Below are 19,579 nucleotides of genomic sequence, written 5' to 3'. Positions count from 1 at the left end.
GCCCCGGGGCTGCGGCCCGGGAAGCAGGGCCTGCCTATAACCGGTGGAGCCGGGAAGTGGCGGGCCGCCGAGAGGCAGTCGGAGGGGGCAGTAGTAGTGCTGATCGGCGGGACAACACAACCCGTCGGGAGCGAAGGGCCCCTGCTTCATTGATGCGTATCGCGTGTGAGGAGGAGACTCGGGTGAGTGCCGGATCGGCTAGTTCCACCCGCCGGAAGGAAGGCGTCGCGCGACCGGACGGCCGGCCTTTGGACAAAGTTCGTGCCTTGCAGTGGACGCTCTACCGCTGTGCCAAGCAAGATCCCGAACGCCGGTTCCATGCCCTGTACGGCCACGTCTCCCGCAGGGACATCTTGTGGCGGGCCTGGGCCGATGTGTGTGCGAACCGGGGCGCTCCCGGCGTGGACGGAGTGACCGTCGATGCCGTGGCCGCCGCCGGGGTGGAGGAGTTCCTCCGCGGCTTGTCGGAGCAGTTGCGGGCGCATACGTATCGTCCGTCGCCGCTGCGGCGGGTCATGATCCCCAAGCCGGGGCGGCCGGGGGAGTTGCGGCCGCTGTCGATTCCCACGGTGGCGGACCGGGTGGTGATGACGGCCGCGAAACTGGTGCTCGAGCCGGTTTTCGAAGCCGACTTCCTGCCGGTCAGCTACGGGTTCAGGCCCAAGAGGTCCGCGATCGACGCCTGCGAGAGCGTGCGTGTGGAGGCGAACCGGGGCCGGGAGTGGGTGCTCGAGGCCGACATCCGTGACTGCTTCGGATCAATCCGGCACGACGCCATCGTGGCCCAGGTGGCCCGGCGCGTCGTGGACGGTTCGATGCTGAAGCTGATCCGGGCGTGGCTGCGGGTGGGGGTGCTGGAGGACGGGGGGAGTGGCTCACCAGGAGCAGGAACCCCACAGGGCTCACCGATTTCACCGTTGCTGGCGAACGTTGCGCTGCACGTTCTCGATGAGGCGTGGCAGGGCGAGGGACGACGGCTGGGCGTATTGGTGAGGTATTGCGATGATTTCGTGGTCCTGTGTCCGACCAGGGAACGTGCCGAGCAGGCACGGGAGCTGGCGGGCGCGGTGCTGGCCGGGCTCGGGCTGCAACTGCACGCGGACAAGACCGGCATCATCCACCTCGCCAGAGGCGGACAGGGCTTTGATTTCCTCGGCTTCCACCACCGCAAGGTGGAGTCGTGGCGTTGGCGGGGCAGGTTCCACCTGCAACGCTGGCCGTCCCAGCGGGCGATGGGGGTGCTGCGGGACAAGATCCGCGCCGCCACCGACCGCCGCCGGACAGGACGGCCGCTGACGGCTGTGGTCGCCGACCTCAACCCCGTACTGCGGGGCTGGGCGGCGTACTTCCGCTGGGGCAACTCGGCCGGGAAGTTCTCCACGATCGACAGCTATGTCCACGAGCGGCTCGCGCTCTTCGACAGTCGCAAGCGCGGCTACTCCGGCCGCAGTTGGGGCAAGCGCCATGACGGCGCGTGGTTCAACCGGCTCGGGGTGTTCCGCCTGTCCGGGAACGTACGCAGGGTGGCAGCGCATGCCAGCCGGTGAACGATGTCGGTAAGCCGGGTGCGCGAGAAGCGCATGCCCGGTTTGACGGGCGGGGGCTGGAAACGGAGCCCTCACAGGCCACCGCGCCAGTCCCCGACCCTACTCTCCGCTCTGTTGTTCAAGTACTTTGAGCTGCGGTGCTCGACCGAGGGCATCACCTCGCGGTGAGCGGCCCCGTACGAGCGGAGCTTGTCGGTCACGATGACCCGCGGCACGTACTCGCACTCCTTGAGCAGGCGGCGGAAGAAGCGCTTCGCCGCCTTCGCATCGCGGGTGTTGGTCACGAGGATGTCCAGGACGTTGCCGTCCTGGTCCACGGCGCGCCACAGGTAGTGGAGCTTCCCGTTGATCTTGATGAAGACCTCATCCATGTGCTTCCCAATCTGGAAGTCAAGCGGAGGTGGTGACTGGTGGTGTGATGGTGTAGCACCGTCGGTCACGGATCAGGGCCCACAGCACGTTGACGCGCCGGCGGGCGAGGGCGAGCACGGCCTGGACGTGGCGTTTGCCCTCAGCGCGTTTTCTGTCGTAGAACTGCCGCGAGTTGGGGTCGCACCGGATGCTGACGAGCGCGGAGGTGTAGAAGACCCTTTGCAGACGGCGGTGGTAACGCTGGGGCCGGTGGAGGTTGCCGCTGACCTTGCCCGAGTCGCGTGGCGCCGGCGCCACGCCGGAGAAGGCGGCGAGGCGGTCGGGGGTGGGGAACGCCTCCAGGCTGCCGCCGACGGCGACGAGGAACTCGGCGCCGAGGACCGTGCCGATGCCCGGCAGCGACTGGATCACTTCGGCGAGTTCGTGCTCGCGAAACCGGCCCTCGATGAGCTTGTCGGTCTCGGCGATCTTCTCGTTGAGGGCCATCACCTCCCTCGCCAGGGTATGCACCATCTTCGCGATCGCTGTCTCGCCCGGGACGGCGGTGTGCTGGCGCTCAGCAGCCTCGATGGCCTTGGCTGCCAGGGAGTCGGGGTTGCGGACCTTGCGGTTGGCCAGCCAGGTGGTCAGTCGGCGCAGGCCGGTGCGGCGGATGGCCGCCGGGCTCTGGTAGCCCGGTGTGTCCTGAACATGGATAGGAGTTGGTAGTAGGGCAGCTTCTGGAAATGATGCTGTGCGAGAGATGAAGGATTCTGGCCCTTCAGAGTCGCCCTGTGGGGGGAGGCTCTAAACCGCCTTATGCCGCGTTAGCTGAAGACTGTCGTGGTGAGCGATAAGGAAAAGGCATCCAAGAGGTGTCAGGTAGGGACTGGGAAGACGAGCGCAAGCGAATCGCTGCTGACGTGTCGAAAACAGATCAGATGACATCGAAACCGAGGCACTCTGGTTTGTCTCGGGATAAGCCTGACGGGAGCCCACCGACTGGTCAGGCGGTGTCCGGCATGAAGGCGACGTGAGCCCAGTCTGCTGCTCTCGCATGGAACAGGAGAAGGCGTGCTCCGACACCGTCCACCCAGCACGGGTGGCGAGAGGGAGTACCCCAAGCGGCCGAAACCGCAAGGGGTTGAGTACCGATGCGGGGTGCGCCGGCGGACCGGCTCGTAGTAGTGACGAAGCCTCTGTAATGGGGGTGGAGCGAAGGGGCCGGGTCATTCGCGACCGAGTGTGTCGTATCAACCAGAGGTATCTGGGAGGAATTCGATGGGCCGGTTGAAGTCACAGGCCAAGCCGTTCGAAATCTCGAAGTGGGAAGTGAAGGAGGCGTGGGGGGAAGTCAGGGCCAACAAAGGCGCCCCGGGTGTGGACGGTGAGTCCATCGACGAGTTCGAGAAGGACCTGAGGAACAACCTCTACAAGGTCTGGAACCGCATGTCGTCGGGCTCGTACTTTCCCTCTCCGGTGCGCGCGGTGGAAATTCCCAAGCCCCACGGCGGTGGCATGAGGATGCTCGGCATTCCTTGAGTCGCCGATAGGGTGGCGCAGACCGTTGTGGCTCGGCATCTGATGCGACGGGTGGATCCCATCTTCCATCCCGACAGCTACGGATACCGGCCCGGACGGTCCGCGCTGGACGCGGTCGGGGCCTGCCGGGAACGCTGCTGGAAGCGCGACTGGGTGATCGAGATCGACATCCGGAAGTTCTTCGACAGCGTCCGGTGGGACCTGCTGGTCAAGGCGGTGGAAGCACACACCGATGCCGTCTGGGTGAATTTGTATGTACGGCGATGGCTCGCCGCACCTCTGCAACTGTCCGACGGCAGCCTGCTGGAACGAGAACGCGGGACGCCTCAGGGCGCCCCGGTGTCTCCCGTGCTGGCGAATCTGTTTCTGCACTACGCGTTCGACATGTGGATGAGCCGGGAGTTCCCGACCGTCACCTTCGAACGCTACGCGGACGACGCGGTGCTGCACTGCGTCACCGAGCGTCAGGCCCGCCTGGTGCTGGCCGCGCTCCAGAACAGGATGGAAGAGGTCGGGCTGGAACTTCACCCGGCCAAGACCCGGATCGTGTACTGCCGGGACGCGAAGCGCCGTGGCTCGTACGAGCATATGGAGTTCACGTTCCTCGGCTACACCTTCCGCGCCAGAGCAAGCCGGACGACTCAGAGTGGGCAGACGTTCCTGTCCTTCTCCCCGGCTATCAGCAAGGACGCCCTGAAGAGGATCAGTGCGGAGGTCCGCTCCTGGCGGCTGCAACACCGCACCGGTTCGACCCTCACGGACCTCGCACGGCGGATCAATCCCGTCGTTGCGGGGTGGCTCAACTACTACGGTTGCTATGGCCGTTGGGTGTTGATCCCCTTCCTTCAGCGCATCAACGCCTACTTGGTGCGTTGGATCCGCAGGAAGTATCGACGGCTGGCGCCGTTGCGGAGGGCCATCGCGAAGTTCCAGGAGATTGCCCAGCGGTATCCGCGGATATTCGCGCACTGGCCGGACACAACGCTCGCCGCATTGGCCTGGTGATCAGGATGACAAGAGCGGAGTGACGAGAGATTGTCACGCTCCGTTCTGGGAGAGCCGAGGGGTGAGACTCCCCTCGGCTACTCGACTCAGGAGCAGCAGCGCTCCGGTGGTGCCCATGTCCAGGGTGCGTTCCAGGGCTGGGAACATGCTGGTCAGCAGGGCCTTGAGCCGGTTGGTGGTGCGGGTGCGGTCGGCAACGAGATCCACACGGCGCTCGGTGAGCAGCCTCAGTTCGATGCTCGCGTCTTCACTGGGGCGGATCGGCTGCAGGTCGCGTCTCATGCGGGCCTGGTCGGCGATCACGTGGGCGTCCCGGGCGTCGGTCTTGCCCGCCCCGCGGTAGCTGTCGGTGGCGCGGTTGACCGCGATGCCGGGGAGGTAGACCAGTTCCTGGCCGTGGTTGACGAGCAGGGCGATGTAACTGGATAGGTGCTCCTGGCGGGATGAGTTGAATCTTGTCAGTTGGATCGGTGATCATCTGTCTCGTGTCTGATGCTGCTGTGCCGCCTTCTTATGAGGAACTCGCTGTTCTGGTGGTGCAGTTGCGTGAGGAACTCGCCGCGGCGCGGGAACGGATCGTGGTACTGGAGGGTCAGGTCGTGGACCTGACGGCCCGGCTGGGGAAGAACTCGGCGAACTCTTCCAGGCCGCCGTCTTCGGACGGACTGGCGAAACCGGCTCCGAAGTCTCTGCGTGGGAAGTCCGGGCGGGGGCCGGGCCGCCCGAAAGGCCAGAAGGGCATCACGCTGCGGCAGGTCGCGGACCCCGACCACCGGGTCGAGCACCGGCCCCACGGCCCTTGCGCCGGCTGCGGTGCGGACCTGGCCGGGGCCGTCGTGGCCGGTATCGAGCGGCGTCAGGTCTTCGACCTGCCCGAACGTATCGGCCTGGAGGTCACCGAGCATCAGGTCCTGACCTGCCGGTGCGCGTGCGGGCGGAGCGAGAAGGCCTCCGGTCCCGAGGGCGTGCGGGCCCCGGTGCAGTACGGTCCTGGTCTCGCGGCCGCCGGCGTCTACCTGATGCACGGCCAGTTCCTGTCCAAGGACCGCACCGCCACCGCCCTGGCAGACCTCTTCGACGCGTCCGTCGCGCCGGGCACGGTGGCCTCGTGGGTACGCACTTGCGCGAGCCGGCTGGATGCCTTCGGCCGTCTCGTGGCCGGGAAGGTCGCCGGCGCGGCGGTGGCGTTCTTCGACGAGACGGGGTTCCGCACCGCCGGGTGCCTGCACTGGCTGCACTCCGCCTCCAGCGGCCAGTTCGTACACCTGTCGGTGCACCGCCGCCGCGGTCGCGAAGGCATCGACGCGGCCGGGATACTGCCCGGCTTCACCGGCATCGCCATGCACGACGCCTGGGCGCCCTACGACTCCTACCCGCAGGCCGAACACGCCTTGTGCTCGGCACACGTACTACGCGAACTGGTCGCGGTCACCGAGCGGGGCAGCGAGAAGGCCCGGTGCGCGGCCTACCGCGCCATCGACGCCGTGCTGGCCCTGAAGAAGGCCGCGGAAGAGGCCCGAGCGGACGGGCTCGACGCGATCGCCGTGTCCGTGAAGGACGGTGAGCTTGGGGCGCTGGCCCAGGCGGTGGCCGACGGGCTGAAGGCGACCGCCACCCGCAGCTCGAAGACCGAGGCGAAGTACCACGCCCTGTTCAGACGGCTGACGAAGCGCTGGAACGACTACCTGCGCTGGGTCCACGACCTCACACTGCCGTTCGACAACAACCCAGCCGAACAGACGATCAGGATGGCCAAGCTGCGGATCAAGGTCTCCGGCTGCCTGCGCACGCTGCACGGCGCGCAGGACTTCGCCGCGATCCGCACCTACCTGGCCACCGCCACCCGACACGAGCAGCCCATGCTCGACGTCCTCATCCAGGCCATGCGCGGCAGCCCCTGGATGCCCGCCCTCGGCTGATCACCGGTCCCGCCAACCGGCAATCACGCACGCCTCCGGACCGAGACACCTATCCAGTCACAGGGCGATTAACAGCGCGGGCTCGCCGCCGGTCATGTCCATCGCCCAGGTGACCTCACGGCCGTCGGCGAGGCCCAGGACGTCACCGATCAGCTTCAGTAACTCCGGTTCGTCGTTGGCCACCCGCCGCGACAGCAACGTGTTGCCGTCGCTGTCCAGGGCCAGGCAGTGGTGGTGGGTCTTGCCGCAGTCGGTACCGGCCAATATCCGGCTCATCGTGCTCCAGTCGTCGTACTTGCCTTGCGCACCACGGACGACCTCGCCGGCATTGCTCTACACAGCGACCTGTTCGCACTTCCCAATCGGCGGCCGAGTCGTCGTGGGGAGCCGGGCGGCCAAGCACCGGAAGCCACGAGACGACAGCCACTTGTCAGCCACACCCAGCTCCCCCGGGCCCCACAACCCTACGAACGGCTGCGGTCGGCCCAGGAAGAAGGTAGAGCCACTTGTCCCCTGGGCGGGGACGGCGCCGGCGCAGCCCGTCGGCGTACGTCTGCCCGAACTTCCGGGTCCACTGGCGGACCGTCTCGTAGCTGACCGTGATGCCCCGCTCCAGCAGGAGCTCCTCGACCTCGCGGAAGGAGAGGGGGAAGCGGAAGTACAGCCACACCGCGTGCGCGATGACCTCCACCGGGTAGCGGAACCCCTGGTACGACGACAGCGTGACCACGAGCAAACCCTCTCCAAAACGATCAACGAAGAGATCGTCTCACGGGGCCCGCGCTCAAGTTGACGGTGCCGTGCCAGGTCGCCGTGCACCTGACCTTCGCCACGGCCGCCGGGCACTGCCTGATCGACCGGCGCCTGTACTTCACCAGGGAATGGGCCGGCGACGAGGAACGCCGTGAGCTGACCGGTGTTCCAGAGGAGTTGTGCTTCGCGACGAAGCCGCAGCTCGCGGCCCGCATGCTCCGTGCCGCCGGCCTGCAGGGCATATCCGCCTCGTTCTTCCTGGGCGATGAGGTTTACGGAGGGCGGGAGTTACGTACCACCTGCCGCGAGCTGGGCCTGGGCTACGTCGTGGCCGTGCGCTCCAACCACCAGGTCACCACCCCGGCCGCGAAGCTGAGCGTGACCAGGGCCGCCGCCCGGCTGCCGAAGCGGGCCCGGCAGCGGATACGGACCGGTACGGGGCAAAAGGGCGTCCGCGACTACGACTGGGCGATGATCGAGGTCACCGCCGACGACACCCCCGACGGACACGACCCCCATGGAGGGACGTCTGTACTGCTCATCCGCCGGCACCGCTACACCCGCACTATGTCCTACTACCGCTGCTTCGCTCCCGGGCCGGTGACGCTGGCGCGACTGGTGTCACTGGTATGCCGCAGATGGCGGGTGGAAGACGACTTCCAGGACGCGAAGGAGATCTGCCACCTCGACAAGGGCCAGGTCACCTGCTGGAACTCCTGGCACCGCTGGAGCGTGATCGCCCTGGTCGCCTACGCCTTCCTGGCCGTCACCGCCGCCCTCGAACGCACCGCCCAGACCAGCCGGAACGACCCCGCCGAAGCCGGCCTCGTCCCCCTCAGCAGCCACGAACTCCTCCGCCTGTTACGGGCCCTGATCCTCCCGCCACCCCGGCGGGATACCGAACACCTGCTGTGGTGGTCCACCTGGCGCCGCCGCCACCAACACCACGCCCGCCTCTGCCACCGCCGAAGGCACACATACGCCGACACCACACCATGACCAGACAGCACATAAGCAGCTATCTACAGCTGCCGTGCATGACCGGCATCATGTTACGCAGAGTCACAGGCGCCAGTCCCGTCACGACCTACCGGACCACCCCAGAAACGCCACTACCAGCAACGATCTGAATCAGATGGTCTCTCACGACCAGGCAAACCGGCATTAACCGACACGGCAGCTGTAGTTCTTGGTCGGTAGGGCGTCGTTGCTGGTCAGCCCTGTTGCCGGGGTGTCTGCGGACATGTGGACGGCCACCGTGATCATGAACGTTTGTGAAGACGATCAAGGATCAGGTGGCCGCGGAAGCCACGATAGCCGGGCAGGAGTGGGCGGCAGCGCTCGGGGCTGCGACAGACCAGATCGCGGACTGTTTCGAGCGCCGTGAGCCGCGGAGTGTGGCGCGGGAGATGACGCAGGCCGTGCTGATGGAGCTGGACACCCGTAACTGCTGGACGCTGGCCGAGGCGCTGGGGCACTGCGGGCCGCACCGGCTGCAGCACTTCCTGTCCCGCGCCGCCGTCGACCATGATCTGGCCCGGGACCGGATCGCCGCCTGGACTGCCGGCGAACTCGCGGGCCCCGAGGCGGTGTTGATCGTGGACGAGACGGGGGACGCGAAGTCCTCCACCGACTGCGTCGGTGCTGCTCACCAGTACTCCGGCGCGCTCGGCGGGGTGGGTCTGTGCCAGGTCGCCGTCCACCTCACCTTCGCGGCCTACCGCGGCCACGCGATCATCGACCGGGCCTTATACCTGCCCGCCGCCTGGGCCGAGGACGAAGAGCGGCGCCTGCTGCGGCACGTGCCCGACGAGATCGCCTTCGCCACCAAGCCCCAGCTCGCGGCCGCCATGCTGGACCCTCCCCCTGAGTGGTGGACACCTTCGATCAGCCCCGGTGAGGGGCTGGCAGGAGGATCACTTATGGTGATGAAGGTCTATTCGCCCGAGTTCAAGGCCGACGCGGTCGCGCTGTACCACTCGGACCCCGACCTTACGATCGTGCAGGCCGCCCGCGATCTGGGGATCAACCCGGAGACGCTGCGGAACTGGATCCGCGCCGACCGCGCCCGCGCCGACAGCCCCACGAAGAACACGAAGGACACCCCGGTGAGCAAGGCCACGAAGGAAGAACTGGAGGCCGAGTTAGCGGCCCTGCGCAAGGAGAACGCCGCCTTGCGGAAGGACAACGCGACCCTGGCCACGGAGCGGGACATCTTGCGTAAGGCGACGAAGTTTTTCGCCGCGGAGATGAGCTGGTGAGTCGCTGCCAGTTCATCGAGGACCACCGCAAGACCTTCAAGGTCACGCGACTGTGCCAGGTGCTCGAAGTGGCCCGCTCCACCTACTACAAGGGGCGCGAGGCCCGCGCTGCCCGGGCCGAGCGCGAGCAGGCCGATGAGGTGCTGGCCGGCAAGATCCGCACCATCCACACCGACTCCGGCGGCACTTACGGCGCCCCGCGCATCACCGCCGAGCTGCGGGATACACACGGCATGGAGATCAATGAGAAGAGGGTCGCCCGCGTGATGCGCAAGTTCCGTATCGCCGGCTTCCGCCTGCGCAAGAAGGTACGTACGACTGTCCCCGAGCCGTCGGTCACGCCCGTTGCGGACCTGTTCCGACGCAACTTCTCGGCGCCCGCGCCAAACCAGAAGTACATGGGCGACATCACGTATCTGCCTGGCGGCGATGGCGAGCATCTGTATCTGGCGACCGTCATCGACTGTTTCTCCCGCCGCGTGGCGGGCTGGTCGATCGCCGACCACATGCGCACCGAGCTCGTCGCCGACGCACTCAGGATGGCCGCCGCCACCCGCGGCAGCCTCGAAGGCGCGGTCTTCCACAGCGATCACGGGGCGCAATACGGGTCGCGCCAATTCGCTGATCTCTGCGCTGAGCTGGGCGTGACCCAGTCCATGGGCGCGGTCGGAACGAGCGCGGACAACGCCGCCTGCGAGTCCTTCCACGCGTCCCTCAAACGGGAGATCCTCCAGGGCGCCCGGCGCTTCGACGGGGCCGAGGCCTGCCGGCGCACCGTGTTCCGCTGGCTGACGCGGTACAACACCTGGCGCCGCCACTCGGCGAACGGACAGCTCAGCCCCGTCGCCTACGAACAGCTGTCAGCTACCCTGACACTCGCCGCATAACGAAACGAACAGGTGTCCACCCCTCGGGGGGAAGGCCCCGCAGGCTCAGCAGTCGCAGTCGCAGTCGTCGGCGCAGCAGGCGCAGGCCTCGTCGCAGCAGGCTGCGTCGGCCTCGTCGTCGGCTCAGCAGCCGCAGGCCCACGTGCAGGGCCAGTCCCAGCAGTCCCAGGCGCAGCAGGCTCAGCCGCAGTCACAGGGGCAGGCTCAGCAGTTGCAGGCGTGGTCCGATGCTGTCCGGCAGCAGCAGGCTCAAGCACAGCAGCAGTCGCAGGCTCAAGCACAGCAGCAGTCGCAGGAGCTGAGGTTCCCCTCATAGCGTGGAGTCCGTGATACCAGGGGAAGTTGAGGTTCATGGGGTCCAAGCAACAGAAGTACGACGCCGAGTTCCGTGAAGGTGCTGTACGCATCGTGATCGAGACGGGCAAGCCGATCCCGGAGGTCGCCGAGGATCTCGGAGTGCATCCGGGGACGCTGCACAGCTGGGTCTCACGCTGGAGGAGGAACGGCTCGGCCTCCTCCGACCGGCCCGCGCCCGCCGCCTCGGGCGGCCGGCTGCGGGAGGGTGAACGCGCTGAGCTGGAGCGGCTGCGCCGGGAGATGAACGAGAAGAACAAGCGCATCCGCGAGCTGGAGAGGAACGTGACGTCTTCAAACAGTGCATGGCCTTGTGGGTGAAGTAGCTGCCGCGGACCCGGCCCGGCTGGCCGGGGTGATCAGCGACTGCAAGGCCGAGAAGAACATTCCGCACACCACGTCCTGCCGGGTGCTGGGCGTGAGCGAGTCGTGGTTCTACAAGTGGAAGGACAGGCCTGTCACCGCCCGCGAAGTGCGGCGCGGACAGCTGGCCGAGGCCGTCCGGCGCGTCTTCGACGCCTCGGGCGGCACCTACGGCTCCCCGAAGGTGTGGATCACGCTCGTCAGGCAGGGATGGCGCGTCTCGGTGAACACCGTCGCGAAGACCATGGCCGAGCTGGGCCTGGCCGGACGGAAGGTACGCCGGCGTCGCGGGCTCACCCGCCCCGGTAGGCGGGCCGCGGCGCCGGACTTCGTGCGCCGCGACTTCAGCGCGGATGCCCCGGACCAAGTCTGGTGCGGCGACATGACCGAGATCGTCACGGGTGAGGGCAAGCTCTACCTGGCCACGGTGATCGACCTGTTCTCACGCCGCCTGCTCGGTTACGCGATGGGCGCTCGCCACGATGCCGAACTCGTCGTGGCCTCACTGCACATGGCCGCAGCCACCCGCGGAGGCGACGTGAAAGGCGTGATCTTTCACAGCGACAGGGGCAGCGAGTACGTCTCCCGCCGGTTCAAGCGGGTCTGCCGCCGTCTCGGCGTGACCCAGTCCATGGGACGCGTCGGCTCATGTTTCGACAACGCCGTCAGCGAGGCATTCAACAGCGTCCTCAAGGTCGAATACATCTACCGGCACACCTTCGACACCCGTACCGAGGCCCGGCTGAAGATCGCCACGTGGATCACCGGCTTCTACAACACCCGCCGACTACACAGCGTATGCGAGTACCACAGCCCGATCGACTACGAACATATGCATCGGACCGGCTCCGCCCTGGAGCTGGCCGCCTAGAAACTCTCCACACAACGAGGGGATTGACAAGCAGGCCCAGCAGGAGCAGGAGCAGGCGCGGGTGCGGGAGGGGCAGCAGGCGTCGGATGGATTGTTGGCGGCTCGGCCGGATGCCGGGTCACAGTCGACTGGGGTGGCTCAGCAGTCCCAGCTGCCGTCGAGTCTGTCGGTCGCGCAGTCCCAGCCCGGGCAGGATCTGTCTGGGCAGGGCTTGCAGGATCTTTCTGGGCTGGGGTCGGGTGATGGTGCCGGGCAGGAGGCTGTCCCGGCTCAGTGGCCGGAGCCGTCCGTGGGTGATGGGGCTCCGGCGTATGACGCTGGTGCCGGCGTGGGCGGGTATGACGCTGGGGCTGGTTTCGGCGGGTATGACGCCGGGGCTGGTTTCGGGGATGCCGGTTTCTGAGCTGGTCGTCTTGCTTCTGCGTGTGGCGGTTTGTTGCCGGTGACTGCCGTGCGGCACGGGGGGCGGGGGAGGGCACGGCCCGCTCTCCCCGTCACTGTTTTCTCGGTGGTGGCAGGCACGGTGGGAGGCCGTCGGAGTTGTCGGTCGGCTCCGGCGGCCACAGCCGCGTCGCAGCGGGGGCGCGTCGGGGTGTGCATTGGCCTGGTGGGCTGGCCGACCAGGCCAATGCGGAAGGAGTGGCAGTTTTACCCACATGGCCCACAGGGAGACACGGCAGCTGTAGTTCTTGATCGTTGGCGTGTTCGTGCTGGTCAACGGGGGTGCGGGGGCGGCCGAGGGTAGGGGGACGGCCACCGTGATCATGAGCGTTTGTGACGACGATCAAGGAACAGGTGGCCGTGGAGGCCACGATAGCCGGGCAGGAGTGGACGGCCGCGTTCGGGGCGGTGATGGCCGAGGTCGCTGACTGCTTCCCGCGCCGGGAACCGCGCCTGCTGGCGCGGGAGATGACCGAGGGCATGCTGATGGAGCTCGATACGCGCAACTGCTGGACGCTCGGCGAGGCGCTGGGGCACTCGGGCCCGCACCGGCTGCAGCACTTCCTCTCCCGTGGTGTGTGGGACCACGATCTGGCCCGCGACCGGCTCATGACCTGGGCGGCCGGTGAACTCGCGGACGACCAGGCGGTGTTGATCGTGGACGAGACCGGTGATGAGAAGTCCTCGACCGACTACGTGGGAGCGGCCCACCAGTACGCCGGGGCGCTCGGCGGTATCGGTCTGTGCCAGGTCTCCGTCCACCTCACCTACGCCTCGGTAAGCGGGCACACGCTGATCGACCGCGCCCTCTACCTGGGCGCCGGGTGGGCCGCCGACGAGGAACGCCGCCTGCTCACCCACGTCCCCGACGAGACCCTGTTCGCCACCAAGCCACAGCTCGCGGCCGCCATGCTGCAGCGTGTACGTGCCCTGGGGATACCGGCCCGCTGGCTGGCCGGCGACGAGGTGTACGGCGGTCGCGAGCTGCGACGGCATGCACGGGCACTCGGCCTCGACTACGCCCTCGCGGTCCGCGCCGACCACCGCGTCACCACCCCAGCCGGCCGCTTCACCGCCACCGAACTCGCCGCCCGCTTACCCCGCCGCACCTGGATGCGCATGCGTACCGGCCACGGGACCAAGGGCGACCGTCACTACGACTGGGCCATGATCGGCGTCCTCGCCGACGACACCCCCGAAAGCGCCGGGCCGGGCCACTCCTACCTGCTGGTGCGCCGCCACCGCTACACCCGCGAACTCTCCTTCTACCGCTGCCACTCCGCAACCGCGGTCACCATGGCCACCCTGGTCGATGTGGTGTGCTGCAGATGGAAAATCGAAGAGGACTTCCAGGCCGGAAAATCCGACTGCGGCCTGGACGAGGGCCAGACCACCTGCTGGAACTCCTGGATGCGCTGGAGCCTGATCAGCATGCTCGCCGCAGCCATCCTGGCCGTCACCCAAGCCCGCGCCGCCGCCCAGACACCCAGCGGCCCACTCGCCCCCTCAAGCACCCGCGAGCTGCTGCGACTCCTACGCGCCACCGCCCTGCGCCCTCCCCGCCGCGACCTGGAGCACCTCCTGCACTGGTCCGCATGGCGCCGCCACCATCAACAGCAAGCCACCGAAGCCCACCGCCGCTGGAACAACATCACCGCCGCAGCAACCACCTGACCAGCAACAATGACCAACCGATCAAGAACTACAGCTGCCGTGATTGACCCTTCAGCTGTAGATCATGGTGGTTGCGGGAGTTCTGTTGGTGTGTCGGGTCCGGCTGGGACGGTGTGACCGTGTGCTCGGCGGCGTCGGTGGCAGGCACGGGCGATGGCCTGGTGGAGGCGGCGGTAGGCGGACCAGGCCAGGCCGTGCCGGATGCGTTGGTGGCGGTCGGGCAGCGGGGTGAGCAAGATGAGCAGGCGCCTGATCTCGAAGGCGGTGAAGCGGACGGGGGCGGGTGGGCTGCTGGGATCAGGCGGGTCCCCCTCTCTCGGCGACGGGTGCTGTCGGCGCGGGCTGGCCGTAGCGGGTCCGGGCCAGCGGGCCGTTCTCGCGGGCGGTGGCTGCGTCGCAGCCGACCAGGAACGCGGCGGCCAGCTGGGCGAGGGTGACGTGCCGGTACCAGCCGTGGAAAGAGCGGACCTCGTAGTCAGCCATCCCGCAGGCGGACTTCGCCAGCTTGATCGCCTCTTCCACCCGCCAGCGCGCGCCCGGCACCAAAACGATCTCCTCGACCGGGGTGTCGGCCGGGCCCCAGCCCAGGTAGTAGTCGCGTTTGCCGGGATCCTCCAGGCGGCGTCGCGCGACCAGCCACCGCGCCCACGCCTGGCCATCGACCATCTCCTCCTCGCCGGGGAGTCGCCGCACCCACCACTGCCACGTGCGGGTATCCAACTGGGAGGGCCCGGCGGGCAGTTCGACCCAGTCCTCCTCCCGCGCGACCCGCTCCACCAGCCGGGCGGCGTGCCGCCAGCCCGGACGCTGCAGCACCGGCGAGTTCGCCTGCACGTTGACCACGTACGGCAGACGATGTTCCTCCAGGAAGGAACGGAACGCACGCTCGCGCCCGTACACCTCGTCGGCGGCCACCCACACCTTCCCCGGCTCCTGAGGCAGGTCGGGCAGCGCCCGCTCGATCATCGCCTCCGCCAGCCGTGGCTTGGTCAGGAAGCCGCGCTGCTCGGGCACGTGCGCGGCCCGGCAGCGATCCGGCTCGTCCGTCCATTCCCGTGGCAGGTACAACTCCCGGTCGATCAACGCCTGCCCCGCACCGGTGGCCCACGCACACATCACCCCGATCTGGCAGGGGAATACCCCGCCGAGCGTCCCGGAGTGCTGCCTCACCACCCCGGCCGAAGCCTTCCCGCGCTTGGCGAACCCGGTCTCGTCCACCACCAGCACCCCGGCCCCGCCGGGCCCCGCGCCCACGCCGTCGTCCGCCAGCTCGGCGACGGCGTACCGGCGGGTGAAGTCCCGCACCCCCTCCACGTCCCACTTCGCCCGGTCCAGCAAGTGCTGCTGGTTCCACGGCACACGCTCTCCGGCCCACTCCGCCAGCTGCCAGCCGTTCTTGCGCGAGACCGGCCCCAGTAGGCCCCGGACGCACATCTCCCCATGCCACTGCGTCTCCACCCGGCCGAACAGGTCCCCGACCCCCACCAGCAGATCGTCCAGCCGCCCCGCCCACTCCTCCGCCCACTCCCGGTCCGACACCTCGACCGGGACATCCAGCAACTCCGCCTTCATACACGGCAGTTACCCAGCTTAGAGACCCTCGAACTCCCGCAACCACCATGATCTACAGCTGAAGGGATTGACCCTTCAGCTGTAGATCATGGTGGTTGCGGGAGTTCTGTTGGTGTGTCGGGTCCGGCTGGGACGGTGTGACCGTGTGCTCGGCGGCGTCGGTGGCAGGCACGGGCGATGGCCTGGTGGAGGCGGCGGTAGGCGGACCAGGCCAGGCCGTGCCGGATGCGTTGGTGGCGGTCGGGCAGCGGGGTGAGCAAGATGAGCAGGCGCCTGATCTCGAAGGCGGTGAAGCGGACGGGGGCGGGTGGGCTGCTGGGATCAGGCGGGTCCCCCTCTCTCGGCGACGGGTGCTGTCGGCGCGGGCTGGCCGTAGCGGGTCCGGGCCAGCGGGCCGTTCTCGCGGGCGGTGGCTGCGTCGCAGCCGACCAGGAACGCGGCGGCCAGCTGGGCGAGGGTGACGTGCCGGTACCAGCCGTGGAAAGAGCGGACCTCGTAGTCAGCCATCCCGCAGGCGGACTTCGCCAGCTTGATCGCCTCTTCCACCCGCCAGCGCGCGCCCGGCACCAAAACGATCTCCTCGACCGGGGTGTCGGCCGGGCCCCAGCCCAGGTAGTAGTCGCGTTTGCCGGGATCCTCCAGGCGGCGTCGCGCGACCAGCCACCGCGCCCACGCCTGGCCATCGACCATCTCCTCCTCGCCGGGGAGTCGCCGCACCCACCACTGCCACGTGCGGGTATCCAACTGGGAGGGCCCGGCGGGCAGTTCGACCCAGTCCTCCTCCCGCGCGACCCGCTCCACCAGCCGGGCGGCGTGCCGCCAGCCCGGACGCTGCAGCACCGGCGAGTTCGCCTGCACGTTGACCACGTACGGCAGACGATGTTCCTCCAGGAAGGAACGGAACGCACGCTCGCGCCCGTACACCTCGTCGGCGGCCACCCACACCTTCCCCGGCTCCTGAGGCAGGTCGGGCAGCGCCCGCTCGATCATCGCCTCCGCCAGCCGTGGCTTGGTCAGGAAGCCGCGCTGCTCGGGCACGTGCGCGGCCCGGCAGCGATCCGGCTCGTCCGTCCATTCCCGTGGCAGGTACAACTCCCGGTCGATCAACGCCTGCCCCGCACCGGTGGCCCACGCACACATCACCCCGATCTGGCAGGGGAATACCCCGCCGAGCGTCCCGGAGTGCTGCCTCGCCACCCCGGCCGAAGCCTTCCCGCGCTTGGCGAACCCGGTCTCGTCCACCACCAGCACCCCGGCCCCGCCGGGCCCCGCGCCCACGCCGTCGTCCGCCAGCTCGGCGACGGCGTACCGGCGGGTGAAGTCCCGCACCCCCTCCACGTCCCACTTCGCCCGGTCCAGCAAGTGCTGCTGGTTCCACGGCACACGCTCTCCGGCCCACTCCGCCAGCTGCCAGCCGTTCTTGCGCGAGACCGGCCCCAGTAGGCCCCGGACGCACATCTCCCCATGCCACTGCGTCTCCACCCGGCCGAACAGGTCCCCGACCCCCACCAGCAGATCGTCCAGCCGCCCCGCCCACTCCTCCGCCCACTCCCGGTCCGACACCTCGACCGGGACATCCAGCAACTCCGCCTTCATACACGGCAGTTACCCAGCTTAGAGACCCTCGAACTCCCGCAACCACCATGATCTACAGCTGAAGGGATTGACGGGGAGCCGGGTGCTTCTATTTATGCGCCGGTCAGAAGTGGCCCTTCTCAGTGCGGGCCCCGTAGATCCAACCCTTCGTACTCCGGAACTCGCCCTTGCCGTAGAACCACGTGTTCCCGTGGCGGTTCACGGTGCTGCACTCCGCCCTGAAGTGTTGGGCAAATTCCATCGTGTACCGCACGCTGTACCCCTGGGCCGGGCCGCTACGAATCGGCGCCACACCCAGGTCAGTTATCGTGCGCCAGTGATCTGCGTCGTTCTTGGTGCAGCGCTCGCTTCCGACGGCGGCCGCACTCGGCGCCGTCGCCACCACGCCGCCAAACAGCAGTGCGCCCGCGACTGCCACCGTCCCCATGGTTCGAGCTGCAATTCGCATGATTCCCCGTTCTCTGTTCGTTTCGGTTCAGGCACGGATTTCGTGAAGTGGATCAGCTCCGCTGAGGGTTCGTCACGGTCTGTGGTCGGCGGCTTGCTGCGGTCAGCAGGAGCCGCTTGCGTAGGAGGGGGAGGCGGGCGCGGCCGAACATGCCGCGTTTGAGGGCCTTGAGGTCGTTGATGCGGCCCTCGACTGGGCCGGAGGACCAGTCGGTGCTCATGCCGAAGACGACGGCGTCGAGGTCGGTGATCAGTCCGGTGGCGAAGGAGGCCAGGCCGCACTGCTGGTCGGCGCAGACGCCGGCGATCCATCCGCGCAGCCGGTCGCCTTCGCGGTTGCTCATGATGGCCGCGAAAGTCCGGACGTGGCTGGTGGCGGCTGTGAGTTCGGGTGAGCGGGCCAGCAGCGTCTTGAGTTGCAGTTGGTCGTCGGGGCGGAGGTGGTCGGGGTGGCTCATGATCCAGCGGGTGGCTTCGCGGGGCGAGGGCGGCCGGGTCATCGGCGGCCGGCCGGAGTTGGGCTGGCGTCCGGGTCGCAGTGGGCGGACGTAGTCGCGCAGGGTGCTGTAGCTGCAGCGGGCCCCGCGCTCCTGGATCTCGCGGTGAAGCCGGGACAGGTTGGTACACCCTTCGGTGATGCGTTGCTGCAGGTAGGGCCGGTAGGGATCGAGTTTGCTGGTGCGGTCCTGCCACTGGCCGTGCAGCATCGCTTCCGGGGTGGCGGCGCGGGCGTACTTGCGGACGGTGTTGCGGCCCAGTCCGAGCCGGCGGGCGATCTCACGCAGGCTCAGGCCCTGCTCGGCCTGGGCGCGGACGGCGGCGTGGGTGTCGCGGAGCCGGTCGAGGAACTTCCCCTGCGGGTAGGGCTCCGGCAACTCCTGGTCGGCCGGGGCCGGCGCGGGCTCCTGGCCGGACCCGGGATCGGGCGGCGGGCCGGGCTCGACAAGGTCGCGGAGAAGCGCGCGGTGGCGGGAGACGAGGCGTTCGACGGCTTCGCCGAGGTTATGCCAGACATGCTTCCCAATCTGGAAGTCAAACTGCCGTGGTGACTGGGGGTGTGATCTGGTAGCACCGTCGGTCACGGATCAGGGCCCAAAGGACGTTGACGCGCCGGCAGGCGAGGGCGAGTACGGCCTGGACGTGGCGTTTGCCCTCGGCGCGTTTTCGGTCGTAGAACTTCCGCGAGTTGGGGTCGCACTGGATGCTGACGAGTGCCGAGGTGTAGAAGACCCGCTGCAGGCGCCGGTGGTAGCGCTGAGGCCGGTGGAAGTTGCCGCTGACCTTGCCCGAGTCGCGTGGTGCCGGCGCCACGCCGGCGAAGGCGGCAAGGCGGTCGGGGCTGGGGAATGCGTCCAGGCTGCCGCCGACGGCGACGAGGAACTCGGCGCCGAGGGTGGTGCCGATGCCGGGCAGGGACTGGATCACTTCGGCGAGTTCGTGCTCGCGAAACCGGCCCTCGATGAGCTTGTCGGTCTCGGCGATCTTCTCGTTGAGGGCGATCACCTCCCTCGCGAGGGTGTGCACCATCTTCGCGATCGCGCTCTCGCCCGCAACGGCGGTGTGCTGCCGCTCGGCGGCCTCGACGGCCTTGGCTGCCAGGGCCTGAGGGTTGCGGATCTTGCGGTTGGCCAGCCAGGTGGTCAGCCGGCGCAGGCCGGTGCGGCGGATCGCCGCCGGGGTCTGGTAGCCCGGTGTGTCCTGAACATGGATAGGAGTTGGTAGTAGGGCAGCTTCTGGAAATGATGCTGTGCGAGAGATGAAGGATTCTGGCCCTTCAGAGTCGCCCTGTGGGGGGAGGCTCTAAACCGCCTTATGCCGCGTTAGCTGAAGACTGTCGTGGTGAGCGATAAGGAAAAGGCATCCAAGAGGTGTCAGGTAGGGACTGGGAAGACGAGCGCAAGCGAATCGCTGCTGACGTGTCGAAAACAGATCAGATGACATCGAAACCGAGGCACTCTGGTTTGTCTCGGGATAAGCCTGACGGGAGCCCACCGAC

The 19,579-nt window shown here is 68.0% G+C and carries 13 protein-coding genes and 7 pseudogenes; 10 read left to right on the top strand and 10 right to left on the bottom strand.

Going from position 1 to position 19,579, the window contains the following annotated elements:
• Window positions 1-266: 266 nt before the first annotated feature.
• Window positions 267-1,547, top strand: coding sequence for a group II intron reverse transcriptase/maturase (gene ltrA / locus ABIE67_RS46410; RefSeq protein WP_370252317.1), 1,281 nt, complete (start codon window positions 267-269; stop codon window positions 1,545-1,547).
• Between the two features lie 101 nt (window positions 1,548-1,648).
• Here the strand turns inward: ltrA and ABIE67_RS46405 are convergent.
• A pseudogene (locus ABIE67_RS46405) lies at window positions 1,649-1,921 on the bottom strand (transposase); the annotation flags it as partial.
• Between the two features lie 16 nt (window positions 1,922-1,937).
• A pseudogene (locus tag ABIE67_RS46400) lies at window positions 1,938-2,594 on the bottom strand (transposase); the annotation flags it as partial.
• Between the two features lie 585 nt (window positions 2,595-3,179).
• On the opposite strand from ABIE67_RS46400, the gene ABIE67_RS46395 reads away from it, so the two are divergent.
• Window positions 3,180-3,440 (top strand): hypothetical protein, encoded by a 261-nt coding sequence (locus ABIE67_RS46395; protein WP_370269993.1) that lies wholly within the window; start codon window positions 3,180-3,182, stop codon window positions 3,438-3,440.
• A gap of 12 nt (window positions 3,441-3,452) precedes the next feature.
• On the top strand, window positions 3,453-4,445 hold the full coding sequence (locus ABIE67_RS46390) for a reverse transcriptase domain-containing protein (RefSeq protein ID WP_370269989.1): 993 nt from the start codon (window positions 3,453-3,455) through the stop codon (window positions 4,443-4,445).
• A gap of 84 nt (window positions 4,446-4,529) precedes the next feature.
• On the opposite strand, the pseudogene ABIE67_RS46385 reads toward ABIE67_RS46390, so the two are convergent.
• A pseudogene (locus ABIE67_RS46385) lies at window positions 4,530-4,862 on the bottom strand (IS110 family transposase); the annotation flags it as partial.
• Between the two features lie 68 nt (window positions 4,863-4,930).
• Between ABIE67_RS46385 and ABIE67_RS46380 the strand changes: the two are divergent.
• A complete protein-coding gene (locus tag ABIE67_RS46380) occupies window positions 4,931-6,364 on the top strand; it encodes an IS66 family transposase (protein WP_370253078.1) in 1,434 nt (477 codons plus the stop codon).
• A 60-nt stretch (window positions 6,365-6,424) separates the two neighbouring features.
• On the opposite strand, the pseudogene ABIE67_RS46375 reads toward ABIE67_RS46380, so the two are convergent.
• Both ABIE67_RS46375 and ABIE67_RS46370 read right to left on the bottom strand, forming a co-directional pair.
• Window positions 6,425-6,640, bottom strand: a pseudogene (locus ABIE67_RS46375) (transposase); the annotation flags it as partial.
• A gap of 226 nt (window positions 6,641-6,866) precedes the next feature.
• Window positions 6,867-7,100 (bottom strand): annotated as a pseudogene (locus tag ABIE67_RS46370) (IS6 family transposase); the annotation flags it as partial.
• A gap of 59 nt (window positions 7,101-7,159) precedes the next feature.
• Here ABIE67_RS46370 and ABIE67_RS46365 point away from each other — a divergent pair.
• The 6 genes and pseudogenes from ABIE67_RS46365 to ABIE67_RS46340 all read left to right on the top strand — a co-directional run bounded on the left by ABIE67_RS46365 (window position 7,160) and on the right by ABIE67_RS46340 (window position 13,968).
• On the top strand, window positions 7,160-8,116 hold the full coding sequence (locus tag ABIE67_RS46365) for an IS701 family transposase (protein WP_370270831.1): 957 nt from the start codon (window positions 7,160-7,162) through the stop codon (window positions 8,114-8,116).
• Between the two features lie 275 nt (window positions 8,117-8,391).
• A pseudogene (locus ABIE67_RS46360) lies at window positions 8,392-8,967 on the top strand (transposase); the annotation flags it as partial.
• A gap of 72 nt (window positions 8,968-9,039) precedes the next feature.
• A protein-coding gene (locus ABIE67_RS46355; RefSeq protein WP_370270830.1) for an IS3 family transposase occupies window positions 9,040-10,265 on the top strand; the annotation gives its coding sequence in 2 pieces (ribosomal slippage) (window positions 9,040-9,352 and window positions 9,352-10,265; 1,227 coding nt in all).
• Between the two features lie 351 nt (window positions 10,266-10,616).
• Window positions 10,617-10,940 carry a transposase gene (locus tag ABIE67_RS46350; RefSeq protein WP_370269985.1) on the top strand — a complete coding sequence of 108 codons (324 nt, stop codon included), beginning with the start codon at window positions 10,617-10,619 and terminating at the stop codon, window positions 10,938-10,940.
• Window positions 10,933-11,853: an IS3 family transposase gene (locus ABIE67_RS46345; protein ID WP_370267844.1), complete on the top strand. Its 921-nt coding sequence runs from the start codon at window positions 10,933-10,935 to the stop codon at window positions 11,851-11,853. The genes ABIE67_RS46350 and ABIE67_RS46345 overlap by 8 nt, the downstream gene beginning before the upstream one ends.
• Window positions 11,854-12,627: 774 nt before the next feature.
• The gene (locus tag ABIE67_RS46340) at window positions 12,628-13,968 is read left to right on the top strand and encodes an IS701 family transposase (protein WP_370269981.1); all 1,341 of its coding nucleotides are present in this window, start codon (window positions 12,628-12,630) and stop codon (window positions 13,966-13,968) included.
• A gap of 297 nt (window positions 13,969-14,265) precedes the next feature.
• On the opposite strand, the gene ABIE67_RS46335 is transcribed toward ABIE67_RS46340, so the two are convergent.
• The 5 genes and pseudogenes from ABIE67_RS46335 to ABIE67_RS46315 form a co-directional block, all read right to left on the bottom strand.
• Window positions 14,266-15,540 carry an IS701 family transposase gene (locus tag ABIE67_RS46335; RefSeq protein WP_370269976.1) on the bottom strand — a complete coding sequence of 425 codons (1,275 nt, stop codon included), beginning with the start codon at window positions 15,538-15,540 and terminating at the stop codon, window positions 14,266-14,268.
• Between the two features lie 321 nt (window positions 15,541-15,861).
• A complete protein-coding gene (locus tag ABIE67_RS46330) occupies window positions 15,862-17,136 on the bottom strand; it encodes an IS701 family transposase (RefSeq protein WP_370252079.1) in 1,275 nt (424 codons plus the stop codon).
• A 103-nt stretch (window positions 17,137-17,239) separates the two neighbouring features.
• The gene (locus ABIE67_RS46325; protein WP_370269972.1) at window positions 17,240-17,554 is read right to left on the bottom strand and encodes a hypothetical protein; all 315 of its coding nucleotides are present in this window, start codon (window positions 17,552-17,554) and stop codon (window positions 17,240-17,242) included.
• A gap of 82 nt (window positions 17,555-17,636) precedes the next feature.
• Window positions 17,637-18,458, bottom strand: a complete 822-nt coding sequence (locus ABIE67_RS46320) for a hypothetical protein (RefSeq protein ID WP_370269970.1) — start codon at window positions 18,456-18,458, stop codon at window positions 17,637-17,639.
• A gap of 157 nt (window positions 18,459-18,615) precedes the next feature.
• Window positions 18,616-19,272, bottom strand: a pseudogene (locus tag ABIE67_RS46315) (transposase); the annotation flags it as partial.
• Window positions 19,273-19,579 lie beyond the last annotated feature (307 nt).

This window comes from Streptomyces sp. V4I8 (assembly GCF_041261225.1).
GTDB lineage: Bacteria > Actinomycetota > Actinomycetes > Streptomycetales > Streptomycetaceae > Streptomyces.
The sequence above is the reverse complement of the archived record's forward strand: the minus strand, read 5'-3'. Positions and strand labels throughout refer to the sequence as shown.